This is a genomic window from Rhizomicrobium palustre (assembly GCF_011761565.1).
Taxonomy (GTDB): Bacteria; Pseudomonadota; Alphaproteobacteria; order Micropepsales; family Micropepsaceae; genus Rhizomicrobium; species Rhizomicrobium palustre.
Map to the genome: position 1 here is coordinate 1893486 of NZ_JAASRM010000001.1, position 14032 is coordinate 1907517.

At 59.5% G+C, this 14032-nt stretch carries 16 protein-coding genes; 9 read left to right on the forward strand and 7 right to left on the reverse strand.

What is annotated here, in order from left to right:
* Nucleotide 1: 1 nt before the first annotated feature.
* Nucleotides 2-889, forward strand: coding sequence for a transglutaminase family protein (locus FHS83_RS08590; RefSeq protein WP_167082575.1), 888 nt, complete (start codon nucleotides 2-4; stop codon nucleotides 887-889).
* Here the strand turns inward: FHS83_RS08590 and FHS83_RS08595 are convergent.
* A complete protein-coding gene (locus FHS83_RS08595) occupies nucleotides 886-2001 on the reverse strand; it encodes a substrate-binding domain-containing protein (RefSeq protein ID WP_167082576.1) in 1116 nt (371 codons plus the stop codon). The genes FHS83_RS08590 and FHS83_RS08595 overlap by 4 nt on opposite strands.
* Before the next feature lie 51 nt (nucleotides 2002-2052).
* On the reverse strand, nucleotides 2053-3093 hold the full coding sequence (locus tag FHS83_RS08600) for a glycoside hydrolase family 18 protein (protein WP_167082577.1): 1041 nt from the start codon (nucleotides 3091-3093) through the stop codon (nucleotides 2053-2055).
* Nucleotides 3094-3229: 136 nt separating this feature from the next.
* Here FHS83_RS08600 and FHS83_RS08605 point away from each other — a divergent pair, with 136 nt between their 5' ends.
* Nucleotides 3230-3832, forward strand: a complete 603-nt coding sequence (locus FHS83_RS08605) for a helix-turn-helix domain-containing protein (protein WP_167082578.1) — start codon at nucleotides 3230-3232, stop codon at nucleotides 3830-3832.
* Nucleotides 3833-3888: 56 nt separating this feature from the next.
* The gene (locus FHS83_RS08610) at nucleotides 3889-4290 is read left to right on the forward strand and encodes a DUF2177 family protein (RefSeq protein ID WP_208414327.1); all 402 of its coding nucleotides are present in this window, start codon (nucleotides 3889-3891) and stop codon (nucleotides 4288-4290) included.
* Between the two features lie 16 nt (nucleotides 4291-4306).
* On the opposite strand, the gene FHS83_RS08615 is transcribed toward FHS83_RS08610, so the two are convergent.
* Nucleotides 4307-4951 carry a ChrR family anti-sigma-E factor gene (locus tag FHS83_RS08615; RefSeq protein ID WP_167082580.1) on the reverse strand — a complete coding sequence of 215 codons (645 nt, stop codon included), beginning with the start codon at nucleotides 4949-4951 and terminating at the stop codon, nucleotides 4307-4309.
* Entirely contained in the window at nucleotides 4948-5613 is a 666-nt protein-coding gene (locus FHS83_RS08620) for a sigma-70 family RNA polymerase sigma factor (protein WP_208414329.1), read from the reverse strand. The genes FHS83_RS08615 and FHS83_RS08620 overlap by 4 nt, the downstream gene beginning before the upstream one ends.
* A 70-nt stretch (nucleotides 5614-5683) precedes the next feature.
* Between FHS83_RS08620 and FHS83_RS08625 the strand changes: the two genes are divergently transcribed.
* From FHS83_RS08625 to FHS83_RS08640, 4 genes are all read left to right on the forward strand, one after another.
* Nucleotides 5684-7006: an NAD(P)/FAD-dependent oxidoreductase gene (locus FHS83_RS08625; protein ID WP_167082581.1), complete on the forward strand. Its 1323-nt coding sequence runs from the start codon at nucleotides 5684-5686 to the stop codon at nucleotides 7004-7006.
* Nucleotides 7003-7749 carry a DUF1365 domain-containing protein gene (locus tag FHS83_RS08630; RefSeq protein ID WP_167082582.1) on the forward strand — a complete coding sequence of 249 codons (747 nt, stop codon included), beginning with the start codon at nucleotides 7003-7005 and terminating at the stop codon, nucleotides 7747-7749. Before FHS83_RS08625 ends, FHS83_RS08630 begins: the two co-directional genes overlap by 4 nt.
* A gap of 163 nt (nucleotides 7750-7912) precedes the next feature.
* Nucleotides 7913-8182 carry a hypothetical protein gene (locus FHS83_RS08635; RefSeq protein ID WP_167082583.1) on the forward strand — a complete coding sequence of 90 codons (270 nt, stop codon included), beginning with the start codon at nucleotides 7913-7915 and terminating at the stop codon, nucleotides 8180-8182.
* Nucleotides 8183-8216: 34 nt separating this feature from the next.
* A complete protein-coding gene (locus FHS83_RS08640; protein WP_167082584.1) occupies nucleotides 8217-8495 on the forward strand; it encodes a hypothetical protein in 279 nt (92 codons plus the stop codon).
* Between the two features lie 6 nt (nucleotides 8496-8501).
* Here the strand turns inward: FHS83_RS08640 and FHS83_RS08645 are convergent, their stop codons facing one another.
* Together FHS83_RS08645 and FHS83_RS08650 are read right to left on the reverse strand one after the other, a co-directional pair.
* Nucleotides 8502-8909, reverse strand: a complete 408-nt coding sequence (locus FHS83_RS08645; protein ID WP_167082585.1) for a bacteriohemerythrin — start codon at nucleotides 8907-8909, stop codon at nucleotides 8502-8504.
* A gap of 1 nt (nucleotide 8910) precedes the next feature.
* Complete coding sequence (locus FHS83_RS08650) at nucleotides 8911-9336, reverse strand: bacteriohemerythrin (protein ID WP_167082586.1); 426 nt, start codon at nucleotides 9334-9336, stop codon at nucleotides 8911-8913.
* Nucleotides 9337-9535: 199 nt separating this feature from the next.
* Here FHS83_RS08650 and FHS83_RS08655 point away from each other — a divergent pair, with 199 nt between their 5' ends.
* Nucleotides 9536-10804, forward strand: coding sequence for an AGE family epimerase/isomerase (locus tag FHS83_RS08655; protein WP_167082587.1), 1269 nt, complete (start codon nucleotides 9536-9538; stop codon nucleotides 10802-10804).
* Nucleotides 10801-13248 (forward strand): glycoside hydrolase family 94 protein, encoded by a 2448-nt coding sequence (locus FHS83_RS08660; RefSeq protein ID WP_167082588.1) that lies wholly within the window; start codon nucleotides 10801-10803, stop codon nucleotides 13246-13248. Before FHS83_RS08655 ends, FHS83_RS08660 begins: the two co-directional genes overlap by 4 nt.
* A 72-nt stretch (nucleotides 13249-13320) precedes the next feature.
* Here the strand turns inward: FHS83_RS08660 and FHS83_RS08665 are convergent, their stop codons facing one another.
* On the reverse strand, nucleotides 13321-13959 hold the full coding sequence (locus FHS83_RS08665; RefSeq protein WP_167082589.1) for a TMEM175 family protein: 639 nt from the start codon (nucleotides 13957-13959) through the stop codon (nucleotides 13321-13323).
* Nucleotides 13960-14032 lie beyond the last annotated feature (73 nt).

Below are 14032 nucleotides of genomic sequence, written 5' to 3' on the forward strand. Positions count from 1 at the left end.
CATGGAATACTTCGTCCGCCATCGCACCGCTTATCGCTACTTGCAGGATGTGTCCTCGTCCTGTCACCTCGCGCATCTTTTGCCGCGTTCCACCCCGCGCCAGAGCGTGACGGAGTCCAAACTGATTTTCTCGCCCGAGCCGCAGCGCAATGAGGCGGGCACGGATTATTTCGGCAATCAGAAGAATCTCTTCACCATCGAAGAGAGCCACACCGTGCTCGAGGTGATTTCCGAAAGCCGGGTGACGGTGCAGCCCGCCCCAAGCTTCGCGCCCGGCCATGATCTTGCCTGGGAAAAGGTGCGCAGCCTTTTGGAAGAAGCTGGCGATGCGCAATCGCGTGCTGCCGCCGAATTTCTTTTCGATACGCCGCAAGTGGTGGCGAGTGCCGAGCTCGCTGCTTATGCCGAAGAAAGCTTCACGCCGGGAAGGGGCATCCTTTCCGCTGCGGCCGATCTTACGACACGGGTACATAGGGATTTTCGCTACGACACCACTGTGACCGATGTGTATACGCCGGTGGAAAAGGTCTTCCGTATCCGCGCAGGCGTCTGCCAGGATTTGGCGCATGTCGCGATTGCCGCGATCCGCGCCATTGGCCTGTCGGCACGCTATGTCAGCGGCTATCTTCTCACCTCACCGCCGCCGGGGCAGCCCAGGCTCGTCGGTGCAGATGCCAGCCATGCCTGGTTTTCGATTTGGGTGCCCGAGTGCGGCTGGATCGATTTTGATCCCACCAACAATATGCAAGCCGGTGAAAGTCACATCACCGCCGCTTGGGGGCGCGATTACGCAGATGTTGCGCCTATCGCGGGCGTTATCACCGGTGGCGGCGATCATATCGTCGAAGTCGGCGTCGATGTCGTGCCCGTGAGTGAGCTGGAAGCCTAAGCGAATTGTTGGCCGGCCGGGCTGGTATCATAACCGCCCATGGCTTCCAGTTCCTGGCGGAAACTCGCGCGGCCCAGTGTCTCGCATAGGGTCTGCACCTCGGCCATGTCGAGATTTTTCTTCCTCAGCACCAAATCATAGCGCTCGCGCAGCAGCGGTACGAAGCCAAGCCCGAACACCCTGGCCGCGCTCTTGCTTGCGATGGCGGCGTCGGCGGCGCCGGAATGGATTTGCATCGCGGCAGGCAGATGTCCGCTGGTGAGCCGGTCATAGCCTTTCACTGCTTTGGGTGAAATCCCTAGCTTGGCGATTTCCGCGTCGAGGAGAATGCGCACCGCCGCGCCCTTCTCGCGATTGACGATGGTGATGTCCTTGCGCTTGAGGTCAGCGATGGAGGTGACCGCTTTGGGATTGCCCCGCGCCACCACCAGCCCTAACTCCCAATGGGAGAAACCGATCACCGCGGCGCTGCGCCGGTCGAAAAGCTTCTTCACTTCGGCAAGATTGGATTCGCCGGTTTCGCTATCGCGCAGATGCGTGCCTGCGATATGCACCAGCCCTTCGCGCAAAAGCCCCAGCGCCGTGGTGCTGTTGCGGTTGACCACCACAAGCTCGATCCCCGCGCGGCGCAAATGGCGCGCCAGCACCGAAATCCCCGGATCGCAGCCCGCCACCAGCAGCCGCTTACCCAGCTCCAGCCGTCCGTGAAACGGCAGCACTTCAACGCGTCCGCCCGATTTGGGTTTGGTCAGCAGCACGGCATCGGCAGGCGGCAAGCTCCAGTCCACGCTATCGGGCGCTGCCGCGATCAGCTGCCCGTCGACCTGGCAAAGCTGCACCGGCTGGCCTTCATAGGCAGTCTGGCCACCACCGAGGAGGGTGGCTTCCAGGCTCTCGGCGGGTTTGGTCTCTTCTTCTTCGAGCTGGAAAAGATCTTCCACCTTGGTGGAAAGGGCGCGGGCGAGCTTCAGCGCCACGATGGTATTGGGCACATAGCTGCCCGCCTCGATGGCATAGATGGTCTGACGCGAAATCCCGACCTCCGCGGCGAGGGAGGCGGCGGCCATCCCGCGTTTCTGCCGCATCTCGTGAAGCTTGTTGCCTGCCGTCATAGCCAAATCCTCCGCACCCCTGCATAACACGGGATGCGCAAGAGGGTGAGGCTACTTCGCGCCGCCAAGAAGCTTGCGGGCCAAAGCCGCGGCGCCATCCGCCGAAATCCCTTTCGCTTTGCCACAGAGGGGGATGCCGTCGTTTTTCAGCACATGCCAGAGCATGGCGCCATCTTTGGGATTGGTTTTGGAGGCCAAGGGTCCATCGCGCAGGCTGCGCTCTACGCTATAAGGTTTGGAGGAAGCCTGCTCAAACTGATCGGTTTGAAGTTTGGCGTTCTTGCAGACGGCGTCCTGATCGCGCCCCACCAGAACCGCCTTGCCCCAGCCTTCGGGGGCGGGTTCGAAGCCGATATTCACGATCACCCGGGCCGGAAGCAGAGCCCGGTAAAGCTGCCAGCCCAAAACGGGGTCATAGGCGAGCCCGGCGTCATAGCTCATCACCTCGACCATATCGATGGCGGCCGCTGCCGCGGGATCGCGAAACACCAGCCGCTCGCGGCCGGTATTGGCGTCGGTTTCGCCCACTTTCCCGCCGCAAGGGGCTGTGCCCGTCGCCTTTGTGCAATCGGCACCCGTGGACCAGGCCGCCAGGGAGAGGGTTTTGCCTTGGGCGGCGCGCCGAAGGCTTAAGATCGCGCCGCGATAGGGGGCGATATCGCCGCCTTCGATCTCGTAATCGACATCGATTCCGTCAAAACCCAATTCGCGGACGAATCGGGCGATCTGGTTTGTGACAGGCCCCGGCTTGCCTGCCTCTGCCGCCAGCGCGTCCCATTTCAAATAGCTCGTGCCGCCCACGGCCAAGAGCACCTTGGTGCCGCGCTTCTTTACCGCCGCGATCTGGCGCTTCAGTTCAGCAGGGCTGCCTTCGAATTGCAGCCCGGTCCCGGCAAAGCTTTTTCCATCCCAGGAAAAATCTGGTCTCGCAAAAGCGACAATGACATGGCTGTAAGCTGGGTTCACCGATGACAGCGCTGACGCGCTCTCCCAGCTCGGAAAATAGCCAGCCACCACACGGGCCTGCGCCGTTTGTGCCAAAACGGCAAAAAGGAGGGCGGCTGAGATCCGCCAGGGAAAAATCTTCTGCATAGCTGCCGAGCGCCGAAATTCCTTTAAGGCTTAGCATGTTGGTGCGCGGCTGGGCAGCGGGTGATCTCGGGCGGGGAATTCCTCGCGCTTCTTCCTGTGTGGGGGCGAAAAACCTCAAATTTCCCAGGATACTTCGTTGTCTCAGATCGGCTCCATCCGGTTTCCCACCGCGAATTTGCCCGAGAGCCTATCAGACGACACAAATTTTATCGGTTACACGCATGTGCCTTCTGGTGGCGGTACGGAAGTTTCGCTTACCATCGTCAAGAGAAATCTGACATTGAATGTAATGAGTGCTGCTCCAAAACCTCGGAACCACAATCTCTCCAAAAGGACCAGTGACACCGATGTCTTGATCGGGTCCCGGTTGCGCCTGTGGCGCCGGACAATGGATGTCGATGCTTGTGCCTTAGCGGCCAAGATTGGCATCACGTACCAGCAGCTTCAGAAATACGAAAAAGGAATGAACCGCATCAGCGCGTCGCGGCTATTCACTATTGCGAAAGTGCTGGATGTACCGATTGAATATTTCTATCGCGATGTGGCCTTGGCTGAGCCGGGCGGCGAAGCGGTACCGCATGCCGAGCAGATCTCGCTTTTGGCCAATGGCGCGGGAACAGATGTGCTCCGGCATTATCTGACGATTCCGAAACCGGAGGTTCGCAAGGCGCTGCTCGCATTGATGCGCAGCCTCGTCCGGCGCGAGGCAGACGCCCCCGGTACTGATTCTCCCGCCTGATCCAAGCGCGCCACCGCCACGTTTCGAGCGGTGGTTTCGCAAAAGGATCCTTGGGAATGGCCTATCTGATCGGCTTTGCCGCTTCGGCTCTCGCTTTTGTGATCGCCGACATGTTCTGGCTCGGCACCATGGTGGGGCGGCTTTATCGTCCGGCCCTCGGGGATCTCCTGCTTGAAGGGGTGAATCTGCCGCCGGCGATCATTTTCTACCTTCTTTACCCGGCAGGGCTTTTGCTTTTTGCTGTTCTGCCGGGGATGAAGGCGCAATCCCTTGCGCTCGCTGCATTTTATGGCGCGCTCTTCGGGCTGTTCACCTATGGCACCTACGATCTTACCAACTTTGCCACGCTCAAGGGCTGGCCGCTTTCGATCACGCTGATCGACATGGCGTGGGGCACGGTGCTGGGCGGATTCGCGGCCCTGATTGGCACTGCGGCAGCGCTGCGCTGGGCCGCCTGATCAGCCAAATTCTGGATCAGAGCCGGACGAGGGGCGTCAGCAGCGCCCCCAGCCAGCCGGTCAGCCTCAAATGTCCTTCCATGGCCACCAGGCAAAGGCAGTCCGCGCCAGGATCGACTGTCGGCTGATGATTGATGCCGGAATCTCCGAAATCGAAATCGCCCGGGCCGAAATGGCCGCCGTCATGGGAAAAGCCGCCCTCAATCACGCAGGTTAGCTCGGTTCCCGCATGGGTATGGTGGCGCAGCTTTGCCCCCGGTGCGGATTTCAAGAGGAACACCCGCGCGGCGCTCGGCACCGGCAGATGAATCGGACGCATAGAAAGACCCGGCGCCACCATACGCCACTTCCCGGCATTGTACCGCCGTACGAAAGCTGGCAGGCCTGCCACTGGAAGAGAAGGTGGCGCTGCAATGGATGCGCGCGGCGGCGCAATGGTGTCGAGCTTCGCCGAAAGCGCGACGAAAGCGCCTTCGCCCATGGGGGCGGGCGATAGGTCGGCAAACAAAGCTCCGCCCACTTCGGTGAACAGGGAGACGGCCTTTTGGCAATCGGCGCAAGCAGCCAGGTGAGTCGCCACAGCAATATGACGGCCAAGATCCAGCGTTCCGGCGGCATAGCCGGTGAGCAGGCTTTCATCGGGATGATGTTCGATGCTCATGCGACTGAACCCAAACGCTTGCGCAGCCGCTCCATGGCGAGACGCAGCCGCGATTTCACCGTACCGAGGGGTAAACCCAGAAGAGCGGAGATTTCGCCATGCGCCCGCTCCTCAAAGAAGGAAAGCTCCACCACTTTGCGCTGATCCGTAGGCAATTCGCTTAAGGCGGCGCGAAGCTGGGCCTGCTGTTCCGACGTCATCAGGGTCTCATCTGCCAGGGCGCCGCCATCGACGCGAAACTCCGCTTCGACATCTTCCACTTCCTTGATGCCGCCGCGCTTTGCCCGCCGCGCAGCGTCGATGCGCACATTGCGCGCGATGGTGAAAATCCAAGCCGCCGCGCCATGGCTCGTAGCATCGAAAAGCTCGGCTTTACGCCAAACCAACAGCATCACTTCCTGGGCCAGCTCCTCGGCTTCAGCGTCCTTCGCCGAGAGGCGCAGCATGTAGCTCTTCACCCTTGGGGCGAAATGACCGAACAGCCGCGCGAACGCTTCGCGGTCCCGGGTGGAGGCTACCGCCGCAATTGCTTCAGACCAGTCCGTCTCGCAGGCCTGGAGGTTCACGCTTTTCCCCATACGGCGTCCACCAGCCGGAAACGGCAGGACACGCGCTGTGAGTTCGACTGCCGCAAGCATATCGCCTGTAACGGCGCGGTGCATCTTTTGGATCACTGATCCAAGCCCGCCAAATCCACGTTCTGGTCAGGGAATATCTAATGGGACGGTTGGGATGGAGCGGCGCAGGATCGCTGTGGTGGGGTCGGGCATTTCGGGGCTGTCGGCAGCTTGGCTGCTCGCGGGTCGCCATCAGGTCACGCTCTATGAAAAGGGCGAGCGTCTCGGCGGCCACAGCAACACGGTGGAGGTGATGCTGGATGGCGCCCCCGTCGCGGTGGATACCGGCTTTATTGTCTTCAACCGCAAAACCTATCCCAATCTCACTGCGCTCTTTGCCCATCTCGGGGTGCGGGCCGCAGATTCCGATATGTCCTTCGCCATCTCATTGGAGCGGGGGCGCACCGAATATCATTGCGGCGGGCTTGCTGGAATTTTCGCCCAGAAGCGCAATCTTTTCTCGCCGCGCCATTGGCGCATGGTGGCCGATATTGTCCGCTTCCAGCGCGAGGTACGTGCAGATATGACCCGCCCTGGATCTTCCTCGCTCTCCTTGCAGGAATATTTCGATAGGGGCGGTTATGGTCCCGCCTTCCGGGAAGATCATCTTCTGCCTATGGCGAGCGCGATCTGGTCTTCGGCCCATGCCGACACGCTGGGGCTACCGGTCGAGGCATTGGTGCAGTTCTTCGACAATCACGGTCTTCTCACCCTTGAAAAGACGGTGAAATGGGAAACCGTTCTAGGTGGATCGAAGAACTACGTGAAATCCCTGGCCCAGGGCTTCGAGATCAAGCTTGATCGCCCGGTAGCTGCCATTCGCCGGCAGAAGGATGGTGTGGTGATCGAGGATGGTGCGGGCGGATCGGAGCGCTTCGACGATGTGGTGATTGCCGCCCACGCGGATCAGGCGCTGAAGATGCTCGTGGATGCGGATGCAGCGGAACACGAAACCCTCGGCGCATTCCGTTACAGCCGCAATCTTGCGGTGCTGCATCGCGATGAGAGTTTTATGCCGAGGAAGCGCAATGTTTGGTCAAGCTGGAACTTTGTCGGCCGCCGCGGTGCGCCGCAGGATCGCGTGGCTGTGACCTATTGGATGAACCGTTTGCAGCCGCTCGCCACGAAGCGCGATCTCTTTGTTACGCTCAACCCGGAGCACACGCCGCGCCATGGCACGCTGCTCCACAGCGAGGTCTATCATCATCCGATTTTCAACAGCCAGACCGCCGCCGCGCAGAAGAAGCTCTGGTCCCTGCAGGGGCGCCGTAACACCTGGTTTGCAGGCGCTTATTTCGGCGCTGGCTTTCATGAGGATGGTCTTCAGGCTGGTCTTGCCGTCGCCGAGCAATTGGGCGGGGTGCGCCGTCCATGGAATGTGATGAACGAATCCGGCCGCATCCATGTCGGAGAGCCTGTCATGGCCAGCCTCGCATGACCCCGGCACTCTATGCGGGCACGGTGATGCATCGCCGCTATAAGCAGCGCCATCACGCCTTTCGCTACCGCGTTTTCTGGGGGTTGTTCGATCTCGATGAGATGGGCGCGCAAGGCTTGCGGCTCTTCTCCTATAATAGGCCCAATCTCTTTTCGCTCTATGACCGCGATCATGGCGATGGCAGCGATACGCCCTTGCGTCGTCAAGTGGATGTCCTGCTCGCCCGCCATGGTCTCGATCTGAGGGATGGCAAAGTCTTCCTTTTGGCCATGCCGCGTACGCTGGGCTACAGCTTCAATCCCTTAAGCCTCTATTTTTGCCACGACGCGGGCAGTGCGCTGAAGGCGGTGATCTATCAGGTCCACAACACCTTCGGCGGGCGGCACCATTATGTGCAGATGCTCGACCACGCGGCCCCGCAGATCCGGTTTTCCTGCGCCAAGAATTTCTATGTCTCGCCATTTCTGGAGATGGACCTTGCCTATCGGTTCCGGCTTACCTTGCCGGGCGAGCGTGTCGCCGTGGCCATTCAGGCTTCTGAGGCTGGGCGGGCTGTTCTGGATGCCGCCCTGACGGCAGAGCGGCGCCCCTTTACGGATTGGGCGCTCTTCAAGCTCGCGCTCTCTATCCCCGCGGTCACGTTGAAAGTGATCGCAGCGATCCATTGGGAGGCGGTGCGGTTGCGGATCAAAGGCATCGCACCGAATTTCCCTGAGGTTTCGAAGAGCGTTCTAAGAAAATAGCTATTCCGTAAGAACGAAATTGCTACTTTTTTATGCGTGCCTAATTTGTTCTCAATGCGGTTGAGGATTTCGAATAATAGCCGTAAACTCAACGCCAACTGGGGATGGAGTTATTTCACAGCTCAGTGGTTGTACTCAGATTTCCTCGCCGATTAGCGGAGATATGATGCGTAAAGTGGTTCTCGCGGGAGTTTTGCTATTCGGGCTTGCTGCGCCAGCCCTAGCTGACGGGGTCGATCCCCAAGCCGCAGCGGACGAAGCGCATTTGAACGAGGTGGTGTGCAAAAAGCAGCCGCCGCCGGTTGGTTCACGCATTGGCGAGAAGACGGTATGTCTCACCAATCGCGAATGGCAGGCCAAGTGGGCCGCCGCCAAACGTGATTCCCAGGCGATGCAGAGCAGTACGATAGGGGCTGGCGGCGCGGGCAAATAACCCATCCTGCCGGCTTGGCTGAAAGGGGGTAAGTATGCGCTTGTTGATTTGTATGGGAGTCTTCGCGGCCGCCATTGCCGGTCCGGTGATGGCAGAGGAGAATGTCCAGCAGCCGTCCGAGATGTCTACGACCAGCGAGGCTTGGCTGAATCAGACGGTTTGCAAGCGACGACCGCCGCCGACCGGCTCACGCATTGGCGGCGAGAAAGTCTGTATGACCAATCGCCAGTGGCAATTCATGTGGTCAGAGGCGCGGCATGGGGTGGATCGTATGCAGAACAAGCCCATATCCAAGGGCGGCAGTGGCAGCTGATCCTTTTTAACGCAAGCCCTTTGTGCGCAGGAACTCGCCGTAATCCCGGTCGAACGTCAGAATGTGCCGCGTCAACCATTCCTTGAGGAAGGTGCTGAGCGCGTTCATAGCCTCTTCATCGGGATCGGCAAGCAGCTTGCTCTGCAAGGCGAACACCTCGCGGCGAAGCTGCTTATGGGCATTGCGGTGAGCCTCTTTCTGAGGATAGGCCCAATCGTCGAAATACATTTCCTCGTGCCGGAAATGTTGAATGGTATGCTCCATCAGCCGGTAGCACAAAGATTCCAGCCGGTAATGATCGCCTGCTTCCAACGCCTCATGGAGCTGGTTGAGGATCGCGATCAGTTCCAGATGCTCTTTGTCGAACAGCTCTACGCCCATGCTGTAGTGCTCCGACCAATCGATAAGGGCCATGTCAGCGCACTCCTTTATTCATGAGGTAGGTGCCATAGGCTTGGTCTTCGATCAGGATGTGATCGAACCACCAGCTCTTCAGGAATTTCAGCATCTCTTCCGTGGCCCTCAGGCCGTGAAAGCCGGAGCCATTGCTCGAGGTGATGGCATGGCGAAAGCCGCACATTTTTCCATACAGCGCGGCATGGCTGGCGCAATGAGGTTTGGCCGCGGGATAGGACCAGTCGTCGAAATACATTTCCTCATGGCGAAAATGCATCGCGGTATAATCGATCAGGTGATCGACCTCTCGCAACAGATCGGCCTGGCCGCACCCCGCCTGAAGCGCCTCATGCAGCCGGTTGATGACTGCGATCAACTTTTTGTGCTCATCGTCGAAAATGGCGATGCCGACCTTCAGGGCGGTGTTCCATTCCATGTAAGCCATTCGGACACCCCCTTTTGGCGTAGCGCTTCCCCCATAGGTAGGGTATCCCGGCTGGGGTACCTCTCCGGGCGCGACAAGGTGTCCGTTTGGGAAGTGGGTTGTCGCAGGGTGAGCGCAAATTGACCCGGCCTAGGCGCTTGACTTGCACAACGCGTCCGCAGACTGTAAGCGCTGTCAAGAGTTCAGGGAAAGCGACGACATGGAAGCGGCCGAGGCCGACTTTCGTCCGCCAGAGGCACAAAGCTGGGCGGGCCGGATCAAGGGCGAACTGGCAGGAAACATCCTGCCTTTCTGGCCCCGCTATGTCTTGGACCGGGAAGGCGGCGGCTTTTTCGGTGAGGTCGGGCCTGACCTCTCCATCCGCAAACAGGCGCCGCGCGCTTCCGTCCTGAACACCCGTCTTTTGTGGACCTATGCCACGGCGGCGCGCGAAATTTCCCCCGAATGGCGGCCTATCGCCGATTGGGCGTTCGAATATGTTCGTAAGAACTTCTGGGACCCGCAGCATGGTGGCCTCTTCTGGCAGCTGGATGGTAAGGGGGCGCCGCTAGACCCGCGCAAGCAGACCTATGCCCAAGCCTTCGGGATTTACGCGCTGGCCGAATATCACCGCCTCACAGGCGATGCTGCCCCGCTTGAGCTTGCCAAGCGGCTCTACCTTTTGATCGAACAACACGCTTTTGATCCTGAATTCGGCGGCTATATCGAAGCGCGCGGCCGCGCTTTCGAGCCCCTGGCCGATATGCGGCTCTCGGAGAAGGATCTCAACAGCCCCAAATCCATGAACACGCATCTGCATGTTCTGGAGGGCTACACCAATCTTTTGCGCGTCTGGCCAGATCCAGGGCTGAAGGAAAAGCAGAAGGCCCTGATCACGGTGATGCTTGACCGCATCGCCGATGCGGAAACCGGCCATTTTAAGCTCTTCTTTGATGAGCGTTGGGCCTCGCTCAACGATCACGTCTCCTTTGGTCATGACATCGAAGGTAGCTGGCTCTTGTGGGAAGCCGCTGAAGTGCTCGGCGATGCAGCTCTGATCGAACGGGTCCGCATTGTTGCGATTAAAATGGCGCGCGTGGCATTGGCTGAAGGTCTCGATGCCGATGGCTCCATGCTCTTCGATGCCGATACAACCGGCCGCCTTCTCGATGTGAAGAAACATTGGTGGGTGCAGGCCGAGGCGGTGGTGGGCTTCTACAACGCCTATCAATTGACCGGTGAAGAGGCGTTCCGCGCAGCGTCCTTCAAAGCCTGGGAATTCATCGAACATCATGTCGTGGATCGCGTGCATGGAGAATGGCACGCCAAGCTCAGCCGCGAGGGTGTCGCCCTCACGGAGGCCGAAGATCCCGATTCCGTATTAGCCGGCCCGTGGAAATGCCCCTATCACAACGCACGGGTCTGCTACGAAATGCTCAATCGCCTAATGCCCAATATCCTGGGGAGGAGTGAAAACAAAACGCCATGAAATACGGCTATTTTGACGACAAGGCCCGCGAATACGTCATCACGCGCCCGGATACGCCGATGCCGTGGATCAACTACATCGGCTGCGAGGGATATTTCGGTATCCTCTCCGCAACGGCCGGCGGCTACTCCTATTACAAGGATGCGCGCCTGCGCCGCCTCACGCGTGGACGCTACAACAACGTGCCGCTGGATTTCGGCGGCCGTTACATTTACGTGCGTGACAATGCCGATGGCAGCTTCTTCTCGCCGTCCTGGATGCCGGTACGCGGCAAGCTCGACGACTATTCCTGCCGCCATGGCATGGGCTATTCGGTGATCTCGGGTAAGAAGAACGGCATCGCTGCCTCCACGCGCTATTTCGTGCCGATGGGCGAGAATCTCGAAATCTGGGATTTCACCGTCACCAACGAACGGGCGGAAAGCGCTGACCTTTCTATCTTCTCCATCGCCGAGTTCTGCCTCTGGGATGCGCAGGACGATGCCACCAACTTCCAGCGCAATTTCTCCACCGGCCAGGTCGAAGTGGAAGATGAGGTCATCTATCACAAGACCGAATATCGCGAGCGCCGCAACCACTTCGCCTGGTTTGCCTGTTCGGAAAAGCTGACCGGCTTTGATACGCAGCGCGAAGCGTTCTTGGGTCCCTGGCGCGGCTGGGAGGACCCAAAGGCGGTCGCTGAAGGCAAGTCGGGTGACTCTATTGCACATGGCTGGCAGCCGGTGGCGTCCAACCACATCAAGCTGAGCCTTAAGCCTGGTGAAACCCGCCGCATCGTCTTTGTGCTTGGTTATCACGAGAACCCGAGGGATCAGAAATTCGATCCGCCGAACTCGCAGACCATCAATAAGAAGCTGGTGAAGCCCACCATCGCCAAGTTCCGCGATCCCAAGAATGTGGATGCGGCTTTCGCGGCGCTGAAGGAAAACTGGGACACGCTGCTCGGCAAGATTCAGGTGCAGACCCCGGACGTGCATACCGACCGCATGGTCAATGTCTGGAACGCCTATCAGTGCATGGCGACCTTCAACATGTCGCGTTCGGCTTCGACCTTCGAATCCGGCATCGGCCGCGGCTTGGGCTTCCGCGATTCCAACCAGGACCTTTTGGGCTTTGTGCATATGGTGCCGGAACGCGCCCGTCAGCGCATTCTGGATCTCGCCGCCACGCAATTCGCCAGCGGCGGGGCCTATCACCAGTATCAGCCGATGACCAAGAAGGGGAACAACGACATCGGCGGCGGCTTTAACGACGATCCGCATTGGCTGATCATCGGTGTCGCACAGTACTTGAAGGAAACCGGCGATTTCTCGATCCTCGATGAAAAGGTGCCCTTCGACACCACGCCGGGCACCGAAGTTCCGCTCTATGAGCATCTGCGCCGTTCGATCCAATACGCGCTCGACAATATCGGTCCGCATGGTTTGCCGCTGATCGGTCAGGCCGACTGGAACGACTGCCTCAACCTCAACTGCTTCTCCGACGAGCCGGGCCAATCCTTCCAGTGCCTGAAAGGCGCGACCGACGGCAAGACCGCGGAGTCCGTCTTCATCGGCGGCTTGATGGTTCTGTCCTGCAAAGAGCTTGCGGGTGTTGCCAAAGCCGCGGGCAAACCGGGCGATGTCGAAACCTATCTCGAACTCGCGCAGAAGATGGACGAAACCGTCAGGAAGCATGGTTGGGACGGCGAATGGTTCCTGCGCGCGTATGACAATTTCGGCAAGAAGATCGGCTCGCACGAAAACGAAGAAGGCAAGATCTATATCGAACCGCAGGGCTTCTGCGTCATCGCCGGCATCGGTGTGGAAGACGGCACGGCCCGCAAGGCATTGGATTCGGTGAATAAGCACCTCGCCACCAAACATGGCATCGTGCTGCAGCAGCCGGCTTATACCCGCTATTACATCGAGCTTGGCGAAATCTCGTCCTATCCGCCGGGCTACAAGGAAAACGCGGGCATCTTCTGCCACAACAATCCCTGGGTCATCATCGCTGAAACCATTCTGGGCAATGGCGATCAGGCGCATGATTACTACACCCGCATCTGCCCCTCGGCGCGTGAGGAAATCTCGGATCTGCACAAGAACGAGCCCTATGTCTTCTCACAGATGATCGCTGGCAAGGATGCGCCCACCCATGGCGAGGCCAAGAACTCCTGGCTGACGGGTACCGCGGCCTGGACCTTTTTTGCCGCGACCGCGTACATCCTCGGCATTCGCGCCGAATATGATGGCCTGCGCGTGCAGCCGGTCATTCCGAAGGCTTGGGATGGCTTCACCGCCACCCGCGTTTTCCGCGGCGTGACCTTCGACATCAGTGTGAAGCGCGCGGGCAAGGGCAACCGCGTTGCCCTCACCGTGGATGGCAAAGCCATCGACGGCACCATTGTTCCGCTGCCGAAAGACGGCGCCAAGACGGTGAAGGTCGAGGCTGTGCTGAGTTAAGTCTCGCTTCCTCCTGAAGCAGTGAAGGGGCCGGTCCATTTCATACGAAGGGCCGGCCCTTTTGTTTTGGTGTCAGGCAAAGCGCCGTTGCAAACGGGCCATGATAATGAGAAGGAACGGGATCGGCACCCAGGCCCATTGGGCAAGGCCGACTTCGGCTTTTAGGCCGAAGAATATGCCCGCCGCGAAGCAGAGGCTGGGGCTGAAAGTGCGGGCTGCATTGAAATAACGCCGCGCCGCCGTGGTGCCGCCTACCAGCTTTCCGCCGCTGCGCGTGGCCATCAGCACCAGCAGGGTAAGGGTGGCCGAGCTGCCCAGATTGACCGACCAATAAATCGCCCAGACCAGGCCGGTATTAACGCCATGGGAGAGCAGCGCCGCCGCGAAGGGCATCAGTGTGACCGTCAAGAGAAAGAGGAAATTGCAGATCGCCACCGGCCAGTCAAAAATCTGAATGAGTTTGGTCACCCGCATATGGATGAACCACCATAGCCCGGCCAAGCAGAAGCTGTTGATGAAGGAAACGAAGGCGCTCGCCATCCCGCCCAGGGTATCGGCAATACTAGCCTCCAGATGCTCGGGCGGGCGCAAATCCAGAACAAGCAGCGTCAGGGCGATGGCAAAGACGGCATCCGAGAAAAAGAGCATGCGGTCCAATAGCCGCTTGTTGACCTCCGCTTCGGTTTGCGCATGACCAGCTTTGTGTTGCACGCAGATCTCCCCACTAGATGCGTAGCTGCCAAGATGGCACTCGGCGCAATATTTGCGGCCTGCTCGCGCAACA